The organism is Roseivirga pacifica, from assembly GCF_900111145.1.
Classification (GTDB): domain Bacteria; phylum Bacteroidota; class Bacteroidia; order Cytophagales; family Cyclobacteriaceae; genus Roseivirga; species Roseivirga pacifica.
In genome coordinates this window covers 142,110-163,232 of sequence record NZ_FOIR01000002.1, presented here as the reverse complement: position 1 = coordinate 163,232, position 21,123 = coordinate 142,110, and the positions used below count along the sequence as shown (strand labels likewise).

General features: G+C 42.8%; 10 protein-coding genes. 3 read left to right on the top strand and 7 right to left on the bottom strand.

Features of this window, described 5'->3' with window-relative positions; genetic code table 11:
* Positions 1-6 precede the first annotated feature (6 nt).
* From BMW98_RS09640 to BMW98_RS09610, 7 genes are all read right to left on the bottom strand, one after another.
* On the bottom strand, positions 7-2,415 hold the full coding sequence (locus BMW98_RS09640) for a glycoside hydrolase family 31 protein (RefSeq protein ID WP_090258376.1): 2,409 nt from the start codon (positions 2,413-2,415) through the stop codon (positions 7-9).
* A gap of 57 nt (positions 2,416-2,472) precedes the next feature.
* Positions 2,473-4,887, bottom strand: coding sequence for a beta-galactosidase GalB (galB, locus tag BMW98_RS09635; RefSeq protein WP_090259431.1), 2,415 nt, complete (start codon positions 4,885-4,887; stop codon positions 2,473-2,475).
* Positions 4,888-4,903: 16 nt separating this feature from the next.
* The gene (locus BMW98_RS09630; protein WP_090258375.1) at positions 4,904-6,409 is read right to left on the bottom strand and encodes a cellulase family glycosylhydrolase; all 1,506 of its coding nucleotides are present in this window, start codon (positions 6,407-6,409) and stop codon (positions 4,904-4,906) included.
* A gap of 94 nt (positions 6,410-6,503) precedes the next feature.
* The gene (locus tag BMW98_RS09625; RefSeq protein ID WP_170836513.1) at positions 6,504-8,375 is read right to left on the bottom strand and encodes a hypothetical protein; all 1,872 of its coding nucleotides are present in this window, start codon (positions 8,373-8,375) and stop codon (positions 6,504-6,506) included.
* A gap of 17 nt (positions 8,376-8,392) precedes the next feature.
* The gene (locus tag BMW98_RS09620) at positions 8,393-10,003 is read right to left on the bottom strand and encodes a RagB/SusD family nutrient uptake outer membrane protein (protein ID WP_090258373.1); all 1,611 of its coding nucleotides are present in this window, start codon (positions 10,001-10,003) and stop codon (positions 8,393-8,395) included.
* A gap of 5 nt (positions 10,004-10,008) precedes the next feature.
* Complete coding sequence (locus BMW98_RS09615) at positions 10,009-13,074, bottom strand: SusC/RagA family TonB-linked outer membrane protein (protein ID WP_090258372.1); 3,066 nt, start codon at positions 13,072-13,074, stop codon at positions 10,009-10,011.
* A gap of 199 nt (positions 13,075-13,273) precedes the next feature.
* Positions 13,274-17,404 (bottom strand): hybrid sensor histidine kinase/response regulator transcription factor, encoded by a 4,131-nt coding sequence (locus BMW98_RS09610; RefSeq protein ID WP_090258371.1) that lies wholly within the window; start codon positions 17,402-17,404, stop codon positions 13,274-13,276.
* 245 nt (positions 17,405-17,649) lie between these two features.
* Here BMW98_RS09610 and BMW98_RS09605 point away from each other — a divergent pair, with 245 nt between their 5' ends.
* From BMW98_RS09605 to BMW98_RS09595, 3 genes are all read left to right on the top strand, one after another.
* Entirely contained in the window at positions 17,650-19,275 is a 1,626-nt protein-coding gene (locus BMW98_RS09605) for a calcineurin-like phosphoesterase C-terminal domain-containing protein (RefSeq protein ID WP_090259430.1), read from the top strand.
* Positions 19,276-19,452: 177 nt separating this feature from the next.
* Positions 19,453-19,953 (top strand): RNA polymerase sigma factor, encoded by a 501-nt coding sequence (locus tag BMW98_RS09600; RefSeq protein WP_090258370.1) that lies wholly within the window; start codon positions 19,453-19,455, stop codon positions 19,951-19,953.
* Positions 19,954-20,018: 65 nt separating this feature from the next.
* Positions 20,019-21,029, top strand: a complete 1,011-nt coding sequence (locus tag BMW98_RS09595) for a FecR family protein (RefSeq protein WP_090258369.1) — start codon at positions 20,019-20,021, stop codon at positions 21,027-21,029.
* The last annotated feature ends 94 nt before the right edge of the window (positions 21,030-21,123 follow it).

Sequence of the window (21,123 nt, the reverse complement as noted above, 5' to 3'; positions counted from 1 at the left end):
ATGGAATTACTCTTTTGACCCTACGGCAGTCAACTGAAGTTTTGAAGCGTTGATTTTCCATTTCACATCGCGCTTGTATGGGTCTTTAGCCACACCATATGCGCCATTTTTAAATGCGAGTTCAACCGTCTCTAGCTGTTCCTTAGCAGGAAGGAAAACTTTTGCATCTACCGGGCCATTAGAGCTGCTGTAAACCTTCAACTCTATGTTCTTCCAATCCATTTCTTTGGTAGTTTGCGCCAAAGCAATGTGCGGAATAGCCGCCCCATCCCTAACCATCATTACTACTGGAATATCGCCTGTGGTAATGTTATGCCATCCACCGCTGTACGATTGACCTGTTTGATAGTCAACCCACTGACCAGGAGGCAAGTAAACATCTCTTGATTCACCGTTTTCAAACATTGGAGCCACCAAAATATCTTCGCCAAAAAGGTATTCGTCATCTATCAACCAAGATCCCGGATCTTCTGGGAACTCTACGAATAGCGCACGTACCATTGGCAAACCTGTTTCGCTAGAATGCTTGGCCTGCGCATAGATGTAAGGCATTAATTCGTAACGCAGGTTATCGGCTTCTCTAAAGCCAGCCATAAAATCGGTGCCGTATTCCCAAGGCTCTGTTGGTGGGTTACCATGGCTACGCACATGCGAAGACAACATGCCAAACGGTGTCCAACGGGCATATAGATCCTCTGGTGCTGCGGTGGTAAAACCACCAATATCATGCGACCAGAAAGAGAATCCAGACAGGCCGAAAGACAGACCGCCTCTTAGTGTAGCAGCCATTGCGGAATTACTTGTTTCAGCATCGCCACCCCAGTGTACAGGGTAACGCTGGCTACCCGCCCAAGCGCTTCTTGCCCATATAAAGGCATCTCCATTCACTTCTTTGGTTATTTCGGCCACGGCCTTGTTATACCTTAGCGGATAAATGTTGTGTTCGTAGAAGCCTGTTTTACCATTGTGGTAAATGCCCTGTTCAGGCGCAGCCTCACCAAAATCCACTTTGATTACGGCTACACCAAGGTCTAGCAAGCCTTTGATCTTATCTTGATACCACTCGATAGTAGCAGGGTTAGTAAAGTCTAAAACTGCATCTTCGTAAGGAATATTTCCTTTGCGATCTCGCACTACCAAGTCCTTCTCAACTAGCTCATCAAAGAGGATGTTTTCTGGTGTAAAGTATGGCAACTGCCATAAGCTAATTTCGAAACCTTGGTCTTTAAATTCTGAGAGCATTTTCTTAGGGTCTGGGAAACGATCGCTTGGAAAAGTGTAGTCATTTCTCCAATCTACCCCGAACCAACCTGTGTCAAAATGAATCACATCAGATGGAATTTGATGTTCACGAAGCTTCGCTGCGACCTCCATTCCGTCTTTTTCGGAAAAATAGGTGATACGGCTCATCCAGAAACCGAATGACCAAAGTGGTGGCATTGGTGCTTTTCCTGTAAGGTCAGTGTACTCGTCCAATATGTCTTTCGGTTCACCTAAAAAGACGAACAAATCTAGTTCATCATCACCGATCATCATGCTATTCGCACCGCTATAGTACTTGCCAAAGTCGATTGATATTGGGCTTGAATGATGCATAAAAACACCGTAACCTCTACTACTCATGTAGAAAGGAATAGGCTTGTACATGGTTTCATTTTGCACACCATTAGCATCGTCAGTCCAAAGCACCACCTTCTCTCCTCTTTTGTTGAACGATTGCCAAGATTCACCCAAGCCATAGATCTTTTCACCTGGTGCAAGCTCCAATACAGCATTCATACTACGCGAATAATCAGAAGCTCTACGGATATAAGAGAATGGCACCACTGGAGTGTAAGAGTTGCTCACATCGGAGGTATGAATGGTTTGCGTGAGCAGCTTCCCTTCCGCATCGAAAATACGAATGTGCCAAGGGCTTTCTGAGATCACAATTCGGCCAAACTCACTTTTATACTCGTGTCCTTCGGCTGTTTTTGAATGCTGCCAAGCGCTTTTGTTTACCGGAGCCTTTCCATTTACCAACATTAGCGACTCTTCCTGAGCTGCCAATTGTGGACCGGAAGTCATTCTGATACGTACAGTTCGGCCCGATACAAATTCTAAAGAGAAAGGATGTTCTGGAGAAACCGCATATTCGGTACCCGGAAATTCATTGGCCGGAGCTGGCATTAGGCGCATCAACATGTTGTTGAAAGCCTGCTGTGTGGTTAAATTGTTACGTTCAAATCGCACGGTTCCTTTGCCCGTAACTGGGTCGAACGAGGCTAAATCTTCCGCCACAAAAAAGGTATTTCTCATGTCGGTAAAATCCTTGCTTATATCCAACGGCTCATTGAGCACACCCGAGTTTTGCAGCTGCGCAAAAAGCGGAGCACTTAGGAATATGGATAATATCAATAATGTCAACTTCTTCATTTCAATATGCTATTAAAACCCTGTCTATCTTTCTTTAAATCATTTAGTTCTACAAAATCAGTGTGTGCCGATTGTGAGTGATTTCTGTGTTAATCCTTCTGATTTGGCTATTAATTTAATCTCACCTTTCACCTCGTCCGACTGAATAACTACCAGCGCTAAGCCTTTAAATGCCTTTCGTTGTTTCGCTTGAAAAGCCTCCATGCTAGTAGGATCGCCATTGTCTACAGCTATGATCTTCCCATTGCCTTTCAGCTCAAACTCAATCAGGTTAGCAGCATTGGGAACCAGATTGCCGTCCTTATCCAAAACTTTCACAGTAACAAAAGACAAGTCCTTACCATCTGCCTGAATACTGTTTCTATCGGCAAGCAATTCGATTTGCGCTGCGGCACCGGCCGTCTTAATCTCCTTGGTAAGCACTTCCTTTCCATCTTTTCTAGAAATGGCCTTGAGCGTACCCGCTTCAAATGGAATTCGCCACACCACGTGTAAATCGTCCCTCTCCTTTTTGCGAATGCCTTGGCTTTCTCCATTGAGGAAAAGCTCCACTTCATCGGCATTATTGTAGTATGCCCAAATGTCCACTGCTTCGCCTTCGGCCCAATTCCAATGCGGAAATACATGAAGCACATCCTTATCTGTCCATTCGCTCTGATACATGTAATAGGCATCTTTAGGGAAACCGGCCAAGTCGACTATACCGAAGTAAGAGCTGCGCGAAGGCCAACCGTATGGCGTTGGCTCGCCCAGATAATCGAAGCCGGTCCAGATGTACATTCCCGTTAGGAAATCATGCTCTTTCATGATCTTCCATGTCTCTTCATGGGTAGAACCCCATGGCGTGCTGACATGGTCATAGGCAGAAACGGTATTGTCTGCATTTCCTTCAGTAAACTCCAAATCCCAGCGAATAGGCCATCTCTTTATGGTATCTGAAGGCATATCGTAATGGCCACGGGTAGCCAAAGCAGAGGTAGTTTCTGTAGCGATAAACACTTCACCTGGAAAGTTCTTCTGAAAATCTTCGTAGAGCTTGTGGCTATAGTTGAAACCCACAATGTCCAATGCTCCAGACTTGTAAATGTTGTTATGCGGCTGTGGATCGTTAAGTGCCGAAGTAATCGGTCTATCATCTAATTCACGCACTCTATCGGCCAGTTCTTTGGCTATGGTGATTCCGGTAGAATCCCACTGTTCGAGAATTTCATTGCCAATACTCCACACAAAAATGCTCGGATGGTTTTGGTCTCTTTTAATGAAATCTACCAAGTCCTTTTCGTGCCATTCGTCCCAATAGAGGCTATAATCGTATTCGCTCTTTTTCTTCGCCCACATATCGAATACCTCATCCATTACGATAAAGCCCATGCTATCGCAAAGTGCAAGCAACTCTGGCGCGGGAGGATTATGCGCTGTGCGAATGCCGTTTACGCCCATCTCCTTCATTATCTCCAATTGACGCTGCAAAGCACGGGTGTTTACAGCGGCACCTAAGGCACCCAAGTCGTGGTGATTGCAAACGCCCAAAATCTTTAGCTGCTCGCCATTCAGTACAAAGCCTTTTTCGCTGTCGAATTCATAAAACCGAAAACCCAACGGTGTTTCATATGTATCCAATTCACCGCTTTCATTCTCAATTTTGGTGATCACTTTATGCATAAAAGGATCGGCAACCGACCACAAGTGTGGTGCCTGAACAGCCATATCGTATGTCAATTGGTTTGTTCCGGTCTGAAGGTTTTGCACCTCGGAAAGCTCGGCTATGGTTTTGCCATTTTGATCAACAACAGTGTTGATTACGTTTACTTCACCAGCATCGCCCCTGTTATTGATTTGTAATGCAATACGCACTTTGGCTTGAGATTTACTCACCTCGGGAGTAGTTACCTTGGCTCCCCAATGGTCTACAAAAACGTCACTGGTTTTAACCAAACGTACATTTCGGTAAATACCTGAGCCAGAATACCATCGTGAATTTGGCTGAGCACTATTATTCACCTTTACAGCAACTACGTTCTCCTCACCAAATTTCAGGTGTGGTGTAAGCTCGTATCGGAATGAGATGTACCCATTCGGTCTTTTGCCCAATAATTCACCATTTATCCAAACCTCTGAGTTCATATAAACTCCATCAAAATCGATAAAGATGTTTTTGGCTGAGTCGGCTTTTGGCACTACGAAGGACTTGCGGTACCAGCCTATACCACCTGGCAAAGCACCACCGCCTACTCCCGCAGGGTTATCTTGGCTAAATTCTCCTTCTATGCTCCAATCGTGCGGTAGACGCAATTGCCTCCAGTGGCTATCATCAAAAGTAGGATTGCTAGCATCCAACGTACTATCGGCCAAAGTGAAGTACCAGTCTTTATTAAAGTCGGATGTTATTCTTGATTCAGTTTTTTTGGAACTGCACGAATAGCTTAAAATGGCCATTAGCAATACCAGCAACTGAGGAAGTTTCTTCAACATATTCGGTTGTATCATACTAGTTTGACGCTGATGTAATGGCCTCAATCGCATCTGCAAATGCCTGCTCTCCGGTTGCCCTATCGAACAAACCAAAACCATTATTTCCTGTATGGCCATTGTCCCAATAAACAGGCACCATGCCGTTTTCCAGCGCTTTACTGGTTACATAGTTTAAGTAATTATTGCGTGCTGCTACATGTACATCGTAGCCTGCACTTGCCAATTCGGTACGTAAAATCGCACCATATTCTCCTAGAATTACCCCATAGCCAGCATCTACAAAGTTGGTTTTTACAGAAGCAAAGGTTTGGTCGATCCAATCTTCATCGCCCCAACCTGAGTGCTGTGCATCGCCAGCATGTGCTTGGCCCCAAAGCGACTTACCACCATCTTCTTGCAGCGCAAATTGATATGGATCGTAAAAATGTACTTCAACCAACATGCGGTCGTCCGTTTCATCTTCAGGAATAATCAGGTGATTTACTCCGTGTTCAATGTTTGTATTGAAGGTTTGCACCACCAAGTGGCGGTAGGTATTTCGGCCACCAGTGGCCCTAACTGTATTGATAAAGGTTTGATTGAATGAGTTCTGCACCTCAGCATTTTCTGCAGTTGGCGGGTTGTAATTGCCATCTACATGTACCTCGTTGGTTCCGGCAAAGAGTAACTTATCATCATAATCCCTAAAGTACTTGGCTATTTGTTTCCAAAAAGCAGCCAGTTTGGTATTAATCGCTTCTTGGTTTTCGTAGTCCGGATGATCCATCCATCCGCCATCCCAGTGCACGTTAATAATGGCATACATGTCGTTTTCCAAGGCATAATTCACCACCTCTTCTACACGCTGTTTCCATTCGTATTTTATGTAGAAAGTTTCTTCGTCTTCGATCATATGCGACCAAGAAACCGGTATTCTGATAGTATTAAAGCCCGCAGCTTTAACCGCATCAATCAATGTTTTTGTAACTGTTGGGTTACCCCATGAGTTTTCATTCCCAGAAAGTACATCACCATTTACGGTAATGGCTTCCATTGAATTTCCTAAGTTCCAACCCAAGCCCATTAGTTCGGTAAGTTGAACGGAGGTTAGATTTCTCATATCTGTTTGATCCGGATCTATGTAGTCCGGTTTTTCGGGCTCGGTCGGGTCTGGTTCCCTTCCTGTTTGGCTCAACGATATGGTAATATCATCGGCACCCTCGCTGGTTAGCGTAATAGTAGCAGTTCTGGCTTCAGTGCTTTCATTTTCACCGGCCAAAATTTGAATGGTAGCGTCACCTCGAGATGTTTGAATGGATGGTTTTCCCCACGAATCGCTGGCAAATTCAAAACGCCACAGTGCGTTACTGGTAATTTGCAGGGCTTCGCTACCACCTTCGGCAGTAAAGCTGTAACTGGTATTATCTACCTGCAAAACCACATCATCTTCGGGTTGCTCCGGAGGAGTTGGCTCATCTTCCTTACAGCTTAACATGCTAAAGGAGAAACTGAGTATGAATAAATAATAGAGGCTCTTGATCATTTTGGATAATTAAAGACAAGCTACAGGCAGCAGCCTAAAAAGGCTGCCTCACCTGCAGATTGTATGAATCGGATAAACTAAACTACCTATATATCTAGTTTGAGATTACGTAATGAATTGCTGTTACTTCGGTACCATCGTCATTCATATCGCCTAGCCACATACCGTCTGTTTCAATATTGGCCAAAGGCACTTTACAGATGTACCAAGGGTCGCCCGAAACAGGTAACCAAGCCGCGGCATCTTTAAATGCTATCAAATCTATATCGATGGAAAGTGTATTATTTTCGGCATCAATGGTTACCGTACCATTTGTGGTAACGCCATCTTGCACCTTAGTTACCGTTACCACACCGGCATTCAATGTGAATGTTAGCGTTGGATCTTGCAGGCCGTCTTTCACCGCTTGTGTCCAAACCCAAGAGTTTGAAGTAAAGTCATCAGCAAAGGTTGTTGGGCCTGTCCAGCCACCGGTAAGGTCAGCTGCCAGCCAGTCCACATGCCAAGAATCTGAAACCTTGAAAGTTCTTGAGCTACCACCCGTTAAAGAATTAATAATCAATTGCTTGTTCGCCTCAATCGGATCAAACCCTGATGAACCTAACACAAAGTGGAACACCATATATTCTGGTTTATCCGGATCGCGCTTACCAAACCAAATATCGGTTACTGTAGAACCCGTTGTCGCGGTTTTAACAATCTTCCACTGGTTGGCATCGGTAGTGTTTGCCACTGCCCAATCCCCCATTTGGAAGCTCGGCATTACATCGGTGAATGAGATAAGGTTGGTACCTTCTTCCACAGCGTATGTTCCCTCCGCTTCTACTCCACCAGACTTGGTTTCTACTTTACCATCAGCATGGAACACTATTTCGCTGGCTGCCACATCTGCTTGGTGCTCGGCACGGTAGCCAGCCCAATCAGGATAATCGCCAATAGACTGCCAATCGTTTAAGAAGTTACCTTCAAGATCCGTCCAGTTAAATGGTGTTTCTGGGCTTAAAGTCCAAGTTTTTGAAGTGGTCACTGAAATTAGACCTTGTGCTGTTCCGCCACCCAAATCAATTGGTGGGTTCGGGTCAGGTTGATCTTCTGGCACCCAATTGTCGCTGTACTCTTTTGTAATGTAATTGAAGATGATAAACTCCTCCTTGCCTTTGTCTTTATAAGCCAACTGCATGGCATCTTCAGTAAGCGAAATTACATACCCAAGTCTCCAATCATCAATATTAGCACCATCAACCCAGTCGTTCATTAACGGGGCCGCATCACTCATGCTCAATGTTTTATTATCAACATCTAGAAAATAAGTACCTACTTCATCACCTCTTCCAGGAGAGTTCATGTGGTTTACCGTAACTACAGCGTTGCCTTCTAAACTGAAGTTCATTACACCATAGTCGTTAGCGGCAGCAATCCATTCGTTGCCAACCCAACCTGCTTCCCAAATCCAGCATTTATCGCCTTCTTCAGAGCAGCTTCCGCCCCATCTCCAAACATCACCAGAGAAGTACATAGGTCCACCCCAGTATTTGGAGTTACCCTCTGCATCAATATCGAGTACCCAATCTTTGGACTCCCCAACACCACCGGTCAGGTTGTTCCAAAGTGGGTCATCAACATAACTTAGGTTGGTGGTTGAGATATCTAATGTAACGGTGTCAGAGTTTACAATTCCGCCACCACCGGCTACACTGTACACAAACTTGTAGCTACCTTCAAAGGCTAGCTTCACGGTGTCCTTCACGCGTGTGGACCTTCCCATTGGGGTTGTCCAAAGCGGAATTACGTTTGGTGTCATACTCTCCAAAATCACCATGTTAGGATCATTCGGGTTCTGCGTAATTTCAAATTGCAGGTCGGCTACCGGAATCAGATCCGGTAGTTCTGGCACTTCATCCTTACAGCCGATAATTCCAAACACTATGGCAAGGATGATTAGGAAACTATTTAGTGTCTTTTTCATTGCATTCGTCTTTTTCATTACCATCCTGTGTTTTGTTGAAGTGTACCATTCGACAGGTTGATTTGGTTATAAGGAATTTGCTGTAGCCCTTCCATTGACGCATCGAAAGTGATGGATTTGCTTACGACCTGACCCGCATTGAAAACCTCAACATCGGTTACGTTAATGGCATTGGCCGCAACATCTAGTCCGTAGCGCAAAAGGTCCCAATACCTGATTCCCTCAAAGGCCAACTCTAGTCTTCTCTCTTCGCGAAGCCTTTCTTCGGTTAAAGGGAGTTCCGTATAAGCTGCTCCAAGTGCTCTTTCTCTTACTCTGTTGAAATAGGTTTGCGCATTAGCGCTACCCAGCTCGGCAGCCATAAGCAGCACATCCGCAAATCGAATAGAAACGAAGTCTTGGTACTGACCAATCTGGAAGTTTACACCGCCCTGATTTACAGCAGTACTGTTACCGTCTTCATCGACCATTGGCGTGTACTTTTTAATGTAGAAGCCTGTGTATTCGCGTTGCGTGGAGATGTCGATATCAATCGCTTCATCTTCAATTGCTATAATGGAAGCAAACTTTCTAGCATCGTCAGCGCTAAAGGTATTGTAGAAGTCTTCCGTTACCGTGGCACCACCCCAACCTTGACCGTAAGGATAAGAATTGGTATTACGCATGCCATTCATTACCATCCAATGGTTACCGTCCATGTTGCCATTGTAATCACTGGTGTAAGTGTATTTCAAGGCAAAAACAGTTTCGATATTACCTTCTCCTGCATAGTTATCAGGGTTGGCAGCAGGCCAAAGGGTGGTGTAATCTGCCACCAAATCGTGACCGCTATTGGTAATTACATCTTCCAAATACTGTAAAGCTTGTGCATCGGAAATGCTACCATCTTTGGTTGGTAAGCTAGCTTGGTTGTAGTAGCCCGTATAGTAAAGGAAAACTCTGCCCAGCAAAGATTCGGCAGCCCACTTAGTTACACGACCATCGTTTTGTGCTGCCCACCCCGCAGAATAAGCCGTAGCTGAAAGGTTTTCTGCAGCAAACTGTAAGTCAGAGCCAATTAAGCTATAAACTTCAGCAGGGTCGGCCTGCGGCACATTGTCCGTTGTTGGCTCTTCTAGCAAAGGAATATTGCCGAACATTCTAGCCAAATCGAAGTAGCAGAACGCACGTACAAAACGCGCTTCAGACTGATACTGTGCTCTTAGAGCATCATCACCTTCCCAATCAATGTTACCTTCTTCTTGCAAATACTTATTCGCCCTGTAAATAGCCGCGTAGTAATCTGCCCAAAGGTTTTCGTATAGATTTAAATCTGCTGTAGAACGGTTTTTATCAAACTCGTCCATCATTTGGGCTGCAAAACCATCAGATGCACCAGTACCGCCAAAAGCATTGTCGGATAGTACTGATGAAATAAATGGAAAAGCTGGATAGTCTTCCCATATTCTTTGCAAACCATCGTAAACCCCATTGATGGCAAGTGCAGCGTCTTCCTTCGTTTTATAGAAGTTAGACTCAGTTTTTTCGTTCAATGGTTCCTGATCAAGAAAGCTATCGCTACAACCCACGGTTGACAGCATAAGCGCTCCAGAAAGCAATAGAACTTTTATGTTATTCACTCTTTTCATTTCAATCAAAATTTAAGGTTAACACCTGCCATGAATACGCGTGGTCTTGGGTAGTAACCCACATCTACACCGCGTGCAAAAGTTTGTCCGTAGCCAATTTCAGGATCCATACCTGAGTACTTGGTGAATGTGAACAGGTTCTGCCCTGTAAGGAATACTCTTACCTTTTTGAAGGCATCTTTCTTAATTACATTAGACAGATCGTAACCAACTGTGATGTTGTTGATTCTAAGGAAATCGCCATCTTTCACGTAGATGTCTGAGAAGTTGGCGTAGTTTCTACCGTTTTCGTAAACTCTTGGCATTTCGTTAGAAGTGCCCTCACCATGCCATCTATTCAGTATCTCTCTGGTGTAGTTTGAATACTGATCGGTAACACTGCGGTACGACTGTACCAATTGGTTACCAATTACACCGTTGGCATTTACCAAAAGGTCGAAGCCTTTATAGTTAGCAGTGATGTTGAAACCGAATACGAAATCTGGGTTCGGGTCGCCAATCATGGTTTTATCATCATCAGTAATTCGCCCATCGCCATTTACATCTTTAATGATCAAATCGCCCGGCAAAGCATTTGGCTGAATTGGCTCTGAACCCATTCTGTATGCAGAAACTTCATCCTCGTTTTGGAATATGCCTAAGGTTTCGTAACCCCAGAAGTAACCTACTGGGAAGCCCTCTTGTGCACGATAAAACTCCGGAGCGTTGTTCCAAAGTTCGTTGCTCGAACCGTGGATAATTCCGCCTTCGGCAGGAATATCATTCACTTCGTTTTTATTATAAGCACCGTTGAAACTCAAAGAGTAATCTAGGTCGCCAATGCTCTCTTTCCAGCCCAAAACAAGCTCAATACCTGTGTTGGTAACGTTACCTCCGTTAATGTATGGCGCTTCGGCACCGGCTGTTGCCAAAATTGGCGCTTGAATCAGCCAATCTTTAGTGGTCTTTTTATACCAATCGATATTGGCAAAGATCTTACCTTCCAATAGTTCAATATCTAATCCAATATCAAGCTGTTCTGAAGTTTCCCACTGAAGGTCTGGGTTAGAAATTCTGTTTGGCACAGCACCCGGTACAAGTTGCCCTTCGCCCTGACCAAAGCTATAATTGGCATTGGTAACAGCTATAGGCGCCAAGAATCGGAATGCTGGCACAAAGTTGTTACCGTTTTGTCCCCAGCTGGCGCGCAGTTTCATAAAGCTCACTACGCGACTTTGGAAGAATTCTTCGCTAGACATTACCCAACCGGCAGAAACTGACGGGAAGTAACCCCAGCGATTTCCCTCGGCAAAGTTGGAAGTTCCGTCTGCACGCATGGTAGCCGTGAACATGTACTTTTCGTCAAAATCGTAGAGTAAACGCGCAAAGTAAGAAGCCAAGCTGCTTTCGTAGCCTTCGCCATCTACGCCCATTCTTGGGCCATTAGCGTAAGTGGTATTGCCTAAATAGGCGTATTTAAGATCGTCAAAAGCTAGGTTGGCATTCGATGCTGAAAGCCATGAGCCTCTCCACTTTTGTGCAGAACTACCTACTAAAACCTCAGCATGGTGTCCACCTGCAAAGTCTTTTTGGTAGCTCACTGTGTTTTCCCAGTTCCAGTTTAAGTTTTCATTGGCGTTTTGGCTTACGCTAGAGGTATCGTTGAAATCGTAAATAGACAGTTCATAAACTGGGCGATAGCTACGGCCTTGGCCTGTTGAGCTTTCTACCCCAAAACTTGTTCTGAATTTTAGCCCTTCAATAGGCTCAACAGCTAAATACACATTACCCACTAAGCGCTGGTTTCCGCCTTCGCTATTGTTGTTGTAGGCAAGATTACCAAATGGATTCGATTGCGTGCCTTGGTCGATAAACTCGCCTTGGGCATTGTTATAAAAATCACCTTGATCATCGTAAACAGGCATAAGTGGGTGCGTATTGAAAGCCCCTCTTAGTTGGTTTGAATACTGGCCACCATCGGCAATACCCACTTGCTTTACATAGCTATAAGTAAGGTTTTCGCCAATTGTGATGATATCGTCTAATAGCTTGTGCTCAGAGTTTACCCTGGCCACATATCTTTCATAGTTAGAATAATCTCTTCCCCCAACAATACCTTCTTGACCGGTATAAGAGAATGAGGTTGAATAGATAGAGCCGTTGTTTCCGCCTTGTAAACCAACCGAATAGTTCTGAGTTACGGCATCATCTACCAAGATATTACCGAACCAATCGGTTCCTTCGCCCAAAGCAGCTATTTCTGCATTAGAGTAATAAGGTAGTTTACCCGAGTTAATCGCCTGCTCATTCATAATGGTGGCGTATTCTCTGGCATTCAGCATATCTACCTGATTGGCAATTTGCTGTACACCATAATAGCTATCGAAACTAAGCTGAGGCTTACCAGCAGAGCCTTTTTTGGTGGTAATAAGCACAATACCATTGGCTGCACGAGAACCATAAATGGCAGCAGATGCAGCATCCTTCAATACATCTATCGACTCGATATCTGCATTGTTGAGGTAAGTGATATCGCCAACTGGCAAACCATCAACCACATACAGTGGACTTGAATTTCCGTTGGTACCTACCCCACGAATTACCACATCGAAACCTGCGCCTGGCTGGCCAGAGGTTGATGTAATGTTAACACCTGCGGTTTGTCCTTGTAAAGACTGTAGCGCGTTGGTGTTGCTAAGTGCTTCGAGTTTTTCTCCGTCAACATTAACGGTGGCGCCTGTAACTAATTTTTTCTTCTGAGTTCCATAACCAATCACAACCACTTCGCCTAAAGAGGTAAGCTCTTCTTGCAAAATGATGTCAATTGTAGATCGGCCTTGAACTTCAATTTCTTGAGAGGTGAATCCTACGTAAGAAAAAACAAGCGTCTCGTTTCCACTCGGAATATTCAGTGTGTAGTTTCCGTCCACATCTGTTGTTACCCCATTGGTGGTCCCTTTGAGAAAAACAGTCACTCCAAACAATCCAATGCCATCGGTACTGCTGGTAACATTACCCTTGACCGTGAATTGTGCATATGCCATTCCGCAAAAGCCGAATGACATCACTAATAACAGTAAGACTTTCTTCATATGTTTTTAATTAAATTCTAAAAGGTTGATTAGCGACCACCTGGTTTTAAGAGATGACCACGAACCATTCGATGTTCAAATGGCAAAACTTTCAAACGTTTGCATGAGAAAGGTAGAAGAAACATATGTTTCCGAGGGGTATCGAATGTTTCCGATGTGGGTGTATTCCGTTTAATCGCGGATTTTAGGGGTGTTTTCGCTAGTTATTCTCAATATTGGCAAAAACAGAGGGCAACATATTGTACTCTTGTTTGAAATATTTGGTAAAGTACTTTCTGTTGTTAAAACCAACCTTGTAGGCAACCTCCGAAACGGTGAGTTGGCTCTTCTTTAAAAGTTGTGCGGCACGCTGAATTCTGATCTTTCTGATGAACTCAACGGGTGTCATTCCGGTAAGTGCGACTAGTTTTTTGTAGAGGTGTGCTCTACTAAGGCCAAGCTCTTTGCTGAGCATTTCTACGGAAAGCTCTGTATTGGCCATGTGCTCTTCCACTACTTTTATGGCGTCTTGAATAAGTTTGTCATTCAATGAAGTAATCTCTACTTCACTGGTTTCTACACTTATTTTTCTGGAATAGGCTTCCTGAAGGGACTTGTGCTGATTGATGATATTGGTAATGCGCGTATGCAGAATTTCAAAGTTGAAAGGCTTGGTTACGTAATCATCGGCCCCCGTTTTAATTCCCGTAAGTTTGCTATCATCGGTGGTATCGGCAGTTAGTAAAATGAACGGAATATGCGATGTCCGTTGGTCTTCCTTCACTTTTTTGCAGAATTCCATTCCGTTTAACTCTGGCATCATTAGGTCGCTCACTACCAAATCGGGCAAAACAGAAAGACACTTTTGCCAGCCTTCAAGTCCATTACTTGCTCCTACCACCTTAAAATAGGCTTTTAGGTTATCCATTAAATAATAGCGGAAATCTTCATTGTCCTCAACCAGCAATATTACAGGAAGGTCGTTTCCGTAAACCACATCGTCTGGCGTTACTGACTGTAATTCAAACTCTCGTTCGTACTGTACCTGCTTGTCGAGTTCCGTAGCCTCGCTTAGCACTACTTCTTTCACAGGAATTTTTACTGTAAAGCAGCTTCCTTCATTAATTTCACTGACTACCTCTATGCTCCCGCCATGGATGTTTACAAACTCTCTGGTGATGGAAAGGCCGATTCCACTGCCTTGATTAACCACATTACCTGGAACCTCGTTTCGGAAAAAACGCTCAAAAATACGTACCTGCTTGTCCTTTGGAATCCCGATACCTGTGTCTTGAACCTTAATCTCTACAATCTTCTCATGTTCCGTGGTTTCCTCCAACTCGATACAATTCACATAAACGGCTACCTTCCCACCCTCTGGAGTAAATTTGAAAGCATTGGACAGCAGATTGAAAAGTACCTTCTCGAGCTTATCCATATCGAAGCTGGTATAAAGCTCCTGTCTATCGGCACTAAAAGTTAGGGCTACCTTTTTATTTTCCGATAAGTCGGCAAAGGAATGCACCGACTCATCAATAAACTTAATGATGTTGCCTTCAGACTTATTCAACTCTAGCGAGTCTACCTCAAGCTTACGGAAGTCGAGCAACTGATTTACTAGGTTGAGGAGCCTGCGCGCATTTCGCTTAATCATTACAAACTGCTTGTGCTGATCGTTGCTCTCGGTGTGTTTTATCAGTTTATCAAGCGGAGCCAAAATGAGAGAAAGTGGAGTTCTAAACTCGTGGCTTATATTGGTCAAAAATCTGATTTTGAGCATATCAAGCTCATGCATTTGTCTGGCCTCTCTCCGCTCCTGCTCAATCTGGTACTTCATTCTTTCACGGGCTAGCATTATGCTGCGCGTAATATAAAGTGCCAAAACAACAAGTAAAGTGTAGGCTGCATAAGCCCATTTGGTGGCATAGAATGGCGGTTTTACGGCAATATTCAGTGCGGCACCTTGCTCGTTCCAAACACCATCATTATTAGAGGCGCGCACTTTGAAAGTGTAATCACCCGCATCAAGGTTGGTGTAAGTAACCCTGCGTGTTTGGTCAGCCAAAATCCAGTCAGGATCGAAACCTTCCAGCATGTACTGGTATTCGTTCTTAAGCGGATGAATAAAGTTTAAGGCAGCAAATTCAATTGAGAAGACATTCTCATTGTGCTTTAGGCTCACTTCTTCAATACCATTTACGTTACTCGGCAGAATGACTCTACCATTGCGCTTCTCGCCTACTTTTAGGCTATTATTGAACAGCTGAAAATCAGTAAAAACAATTTTTGGAACAGTAAGATTTGGCTCTAGGTTTTCTGGCCTAAAAATATTGAAGCCATTGGCACCACCGAAAACCAACTCTCCACTTTTAAGCTTTAATGCCGCATTTTCATTAAACACTTTGCCTTGCAAACCGTCCGTTTCATCGTAATTTATAAAGCTAGCCGAGCCAACATCGGTACTATCACCAAGCACCATATTGCTCAACCCATTGGCCGTACCAAGCCATACCCCATGGTTATTATCCTCCACCAAAGTGAGAATGGCATTGTGCGGAAGACCATCATTGGTTGTGAACAGTTGAATTCCTACACCCTCCTCATAAACATAGAGCCCTTCTTGTGTGCCAATCCACATCCGGTTTTTGCAGTCATTATATAGGCTGGTGATTGTATTTTCTATCAGTACATCGAGGGCTTCCGGCTTGTTTGCCAACACTTTGCCGGAATTCAAATTCACAATATCGATACCACCACCTCCAGCTACCCAAATATTACCTGCAGCATCCTCTTCAATCTCATATATATAGTTAATGGTGAGTGTACTATCGCTTGGTTCATTGTTCAATCTAAAATGCTCAAAAGTTTGGCTTTCAGGCTTCCAAACATCTAAACCACCATTGAGTGTACTGATCCATAAATTGTCTTGGCTGTCACTAAAAAACTCCCAGATATTATCTCCGGAAACAGTGTTTTCGTTTGAAGGATCGTTGCGATAATGCTCAAAATCCCGACCATTAAACCGGTCGAGTCCGCCTAAATATGTACCAACCCAAAGTTCCTCATCTTCCGTAAGAAAAAGGCTAACGATTACATTGCTGCTTAAGCTTCTTGGATTGTTGGGGTCGGCCAAATACTGTTTGTAACTGTTCTTTGTTCGGTCAAAATAAAGCAGGCCACCACCATTGGTACCAATCCAGAGGTTGCCTTTTTTATCTTCCACAAATCGGTTTACATCGTCAAACGGTAGACTGCGATTGTCGGCAGAAACCTGTCGGTAATGCTCAAACCGCTTTAGACTTTCATGGTAATAGTTGATGCCATTCTTGTAGGTTCCGATCCAAATAATGTCTTCATCATCCTTATAGAGGTGGTACACACTGTTATGCACCAGACTGTTTTCAACCTCTAGCTCATTAACAATGTACTCAACCGATTGCTGGCGTTTGTTTATTAGGTTAATTCCACCATGGTCGGTGCCAATCCAAATTTGGCCTTCGGCAGCTTCTACCACACCTCGTACCAAGTTATTATTCAATTGATATCTGCCCCCTTGCGTAGTATAATTTTCAAAAAGTCCACTAGAGGTATCAAAGTAATAGACACCATCGGAAGCATGAGGCAAATACACCCAAAGGTCGCCATCGCCATCTGCCGTTATATCATAGTTTTGGCTAAGTCCACTGAATTTCTCAGTTAATTGATCAAAACGCGTGGTTACGTTCAAATCGGCATCGATTCGCTCAATCAGACCATTTTTATGAATCACCCAGAGGTTTCCGAGTCTATCGGCATCTATATCCGCAATATCATCAGAGCTTAACTTATGCTGTCCTTCGGTGCCAAAGTGTTCTGACATGCCATTGGCCGCATTGTAACGGGTTAGCCCCGCTCCTGCAATTACAAACCAGTGCACCTCTCCATCGGTGTATAAGATTTTTTCTACAGTAGTATCAGGTAAATGATAGCGCCTATAATACTGTTTTAGGTTTTGTGTAAACGATTGCGTAGCGTGGTCATAAATATTGAGCCCAGCCACAGTAGTAACCCAAAGTTTTTTATCAGGTCCCTCAAAAATATTCAGCACCTCGGTGGCATTTATGGAGCTACTATCGCGCGGATCGTAGGTAAAGGTTTTAATGCCATAACCATTGTAAAGGTTGAGCCCTGCAGATGTTGCAAACCACATATAGCCCTCGCTATCCTTAATAATGCTATTTACCTGACCATGAGAAAGGCCTTGATTAACGTCAATAAGTTCGAATTTATAGGTTTGCTTAGTTTGGGAAATAGCCGATACAGCCCATAATAGGAATAGAAAAATTGGAGATGTTTTTCGTGCAACCGACATTAACCAGTGAATGTGTGACCATGAAGATATTAAAAATATTTAGAAACGTAATTTTTACGCTAATACCTTCTATGTTTAAAGAACAATACGCAAGATTGTTTCCCTTATTTGGTATCTCAGGGGTATTCAAAAATGCCTCAATCACCCGAGTGAAATAAAAATAAATTTACGGTGAGTAATTCGTGATTGATTACAGTCATAATAATCAAACCACTAATGGCGCAAAGAAAGCTACCACTGTTGTTATGACTAGACTCAAGCTCAACTTAAATACAAGATCACTGCAACTTGCTATTATCGCAATATTCTTCAATCTAAACCTGCTTACTAGCAATTTGGCATACTCCCAAGTAATCAGTGGAACTGTTTACGAAGACAAAAACCATAATCAGAGGTTTGATGAAAATGAAGATATTGGATTATCCAACATATTGGTATCAAATGGGAAAGACATTGTTGCTACAGATAAAGATGGTACCTATAGCATAAAGGTTAATGATGGTGACATAGTATTTGTAATAAAGCCTAGTGACTACACCTTTGCTCAAAGGACAAACAACACGCCTCTTTTTTACTATGCACATAAACCAGCCGGAAGTGTACCAAGCTTAAAGTACGAAACCACTCCCCCCACTCCGGCAAAACCCGCAAAAGTGAATTTCCCATTGTACTTTTCACCTAGCAATGGGCGCTTTAAATTCCTAGTATTTGGAGACCCGCAACCATACAACGACAAGCAGCTAAACTGGTACAAAGAGAGCATTGTGGAAAATTTACAAATGCGCGATAGCGTACTTTTTGGTTTGAGCCTTGGCGATTTGGTTGGTGACAAACTTGAAATGCTTAGACCATATGCTGACATTACCAGCAAGGTTGGTTTGCCTTGGTACAACGTTATGGGTAACCACGACATGAACTTAGATGCCAAGGAGGACGAACACTCTGATGAGACTTTCGAAGCTATTTTTGGACCAACCAACTACTCATTCAACTATGGTAAAGCACATATAATTATTCTTGACGACATACTTTACCCGGATCCACGAGATGGAAAAGGTTACTGGGGTGGTTTTAGAAATGAACAAATGGAATTCCTGAAAAATGACCTTGAAAGAGTTCCTAAAGACCATTTGGTTATTATCGCTTTCCATATTCCGCTTTTCCATAAGAACTCTCCAAAGTTTGATCAAAAACGAAAGGATGAGCTTTTCAAGCTATTAAAACCGTTTGACAACCGACTTATACTATCTGCACATACGCATAAACAACAGCAGTTTTACTATGGAAAAGCTGATAACTGGAACGGCACTAAAGAATTACATGAATTTAATGTAGGTACTACTTGTGGCGATTGGTTTTCAGGCACATATGATGAAAATGGGTGGCCATATGCAACCATGAGGGATGGAACCCCAAGAGGTTATGTATTCATGGAAATTGATGGCAATCAATACAGTGCTGATTACCAAGTTTATAACAAAACACCCGAGTATCAATTCTCAGTATTTATGCCTAAAGTAATCTCAAAGTTTCACTCTAAAGCACGCTGCGTGGTAAACCTATTTATGGGTGGCAAACATAGCCAAGTAACCTATAAGATTGATGATAAAAACTGGCATAAAATGAACCAAGTAGAAGAAACAGATATAAACTACTACTTAGACGTTTATAGTTGGGATGAAGCCACAATTCACCCGTTTGGTAAGCGACCTTCTAACCCAGAGGTAACTGACCATATCTGGGCTGCTCGCCTTCCTGAGAATTTATCCATTGGTGAACACACCATCACCATAAAGACCATTGATGATTTTGGTAAAACGTCCGTTCAAACCCATAGCTTTTCTGTTCAACCTAAAAACCTAAAGGACTAATAAACCCGTATCTGAGGAAATACTTGAAATGGATCTCTATATAAGTGATAATCAATGTTAAGGTTAAGTGAAATAACAGTTTCAGCGGGCCGAAATATAGCCTATCTATTAATAAAAGCTTAATTCATATCCCGCTCAAATCATTTTTAATTTAGATAAGATTGCAACGTGAAGATAATGAGGGCATCCGTTTCGTTTGAAGAACTCTACAACCAGTATTTTGCCAAGGTTTATAGGTTTTTCATGAAGAAAACTGGTGATGATCAGGCTTCAAAAGATCTATCTCAAGAAGTATTCATTAAGGTTTATAACAACTGGGAGAAAGTATCAAATGCCAAAAACACTTCTGCCTATTTGTTCAAAGTATCGTCCAACCTTCTGATAGATCATCTACAAAAGAGCGCTAAAGAAGCCAGACTTTACGATGAAATTTCAGAAGTAATAAGAGCCGAAGCCAACACACTACAGAAGCCTGAAGAAGTTGACCAAAAACTCATTGAAAAAGTAGAAGCAATTTTTAATGCATTACCAGAAAAAAGGCAAACCATATTTAGGCTGAGAAAACTTCAGAATCTTACAACAAAAGAAGTTTCAGAGGAGCTTGGCATATCAGCTCGTACTGTAGAAAATCAGCTCTACAGAACCATAAATCTACTTCGTGAAAAAAGTAGTGCATAACTTAAAAATATAACGTTTTGAGATGAGTAGTTCTTCATGCTTTTCAGTCTTAAAGGCAGAAACACATGAAGAACAGCATGAAACTGTCAAAAGACGAATTAAAGAAAGCAATTGGGCCTAACCCATCTCCTTGGGATAGAATAAAACTTCTTTTACACATCCAATCAAATGGTAAAAAGGACATTGAAGAATCGCTAAGGCAAGACTGGGAAGCAACAGAAGAAAACGATCTTAGTACTGCAGAACTCAATGCAAAAGATGAAATTTGGTCAAAGCTGAGTCACTTGCAGCATTCGGAGAAAACCCCTCCACTTAGCAAGCAGCGAAGCATACTTCCCTATAAAGCCATAGCAGCAGCTATTGCCTTAATACTCTGTTCTAGTATTATATATTCATTACTCAATTCTCAACCATCCACCATTTACAACCAGTCAGGAAAACCGATGCTAGTTAACCTAGCAGATGGTAGTACCGTTTGGCTTACCCCTGACGCAGAAATTACTATTCCAAAAAACTTTAGTGGAACATCTAGGCAAATTAGCCTCAATGGTTCCGCGCACTTTAAAATTGACTCAGACCCTTCCAACCCCTTTGTTATCAACACCTCCTACGGAAACACAAAGGTTACTGGTACCGAATTTTTCATTGAAGAGTTAGCAGAGAAAGACAGTTTCGAAATATCGCTATATGAAGGAAAGATAGAGGTTACTATGCCTGATACTCCTATTGGACAAAGCCAGAGAGTGGTATTAAAGCCAGGCGAAAGAATAAAAGGTGGCATTTCAACAAAACGATTTAGTGCGCAAACCGAAACTCAGAAAAAGCAAGAGTCGAAAAATAGAATTTCGCAAGGCCTACTGCAATTCCGAAATACACCCATGCAAGAGGTTTTTAAATCTTTAGAGAAATGGTACAACATTAAAATTGACTTATCTCAATACACCGAAAAAGACATTAAACTCAACTATAGCATCCAAACCAATTCCATGACAATTGAGGAAGCAATAGAAGGGATTAACATCATAACACCTTATAAAATAGTAGCAAAAGAGAACCGACAATATGTGGTTCTGTAACCAATCAATTACAAAGCCTAATCAATTACAATTCATGAGACCTAAAGCAAATTTATTACGAAAACAACACTTAAGGTGGTGGGTATTTGCACTA

Coding starts and splice junctions, on each gene's coding strand:
- BMW98_RS09605 (WP_090259430.1), top strand. CDS start 17,650: ATGACTAGACTCAAGCTCAACTTAAATACAAGATCACTGCAACTTGCT.
- BMW98_RS09595 (WP_090258369.1), top strand. CDS start 20,019: ATGAAGAACAGCATGAAACTGTCAAAAGACGAATTAAAGAAAGCAATT.
- BMW98_RS09630 (WP_090258375.1), bottom strand. CDS start 6,409: ATGATCAAGAGCCTCTATTATTTATTCATACTCAGTTTCTCCTTTAGC.
- BMW98_RS09625 (WP_170836513.1), bottom strand. CDS start 8,375: ATGAAAAAGACACTAAATAGTTTCCTAATCATCCTTGCCATAGTGTTT.
- BMW98_RS09640 (WP_090258376.1), bottom strand. CDS start 2,415: ATGAAGAAGTTGACATTATTGATATTATCCATATTCCTAAGTGCTCCG.
- galB (WP_090259431.1), bottom strand. CDS start 4,887: ATGTTGAAGAAACTTCCTCAGTTGCTGGTATTGCTAATGGCCATTTTA.
- BMW98_RS09615 (WP_090258372.1), bottom strand. CDS start 13,074: ATGAAGAAAGTCTTACTGTTATTAGTGATGTCATTCGGCTTTTGCGGA.
- BMW98_RS09600 (WP_090258370.1), top strand. CDS start 19,453: ATGAGGGCATCCGTTTCGTTTGAAGAACTCTACAACCAGTATTTTGCC.
- BMW98_RS09620 (WP_090258373.1), bottom strand. CDS start 10,003: ATGAAAAGAGTGAATAACATAAAAGTTCTATTGCTTTCTGGAGCGCTT.
- BMW98_RS09610 (WP_090258371.1), bottom strand. CDS start 17,404: ATGTCGGTTGCACGAAAAACATCTCCAATTTTTCTATTCCTATTATGG.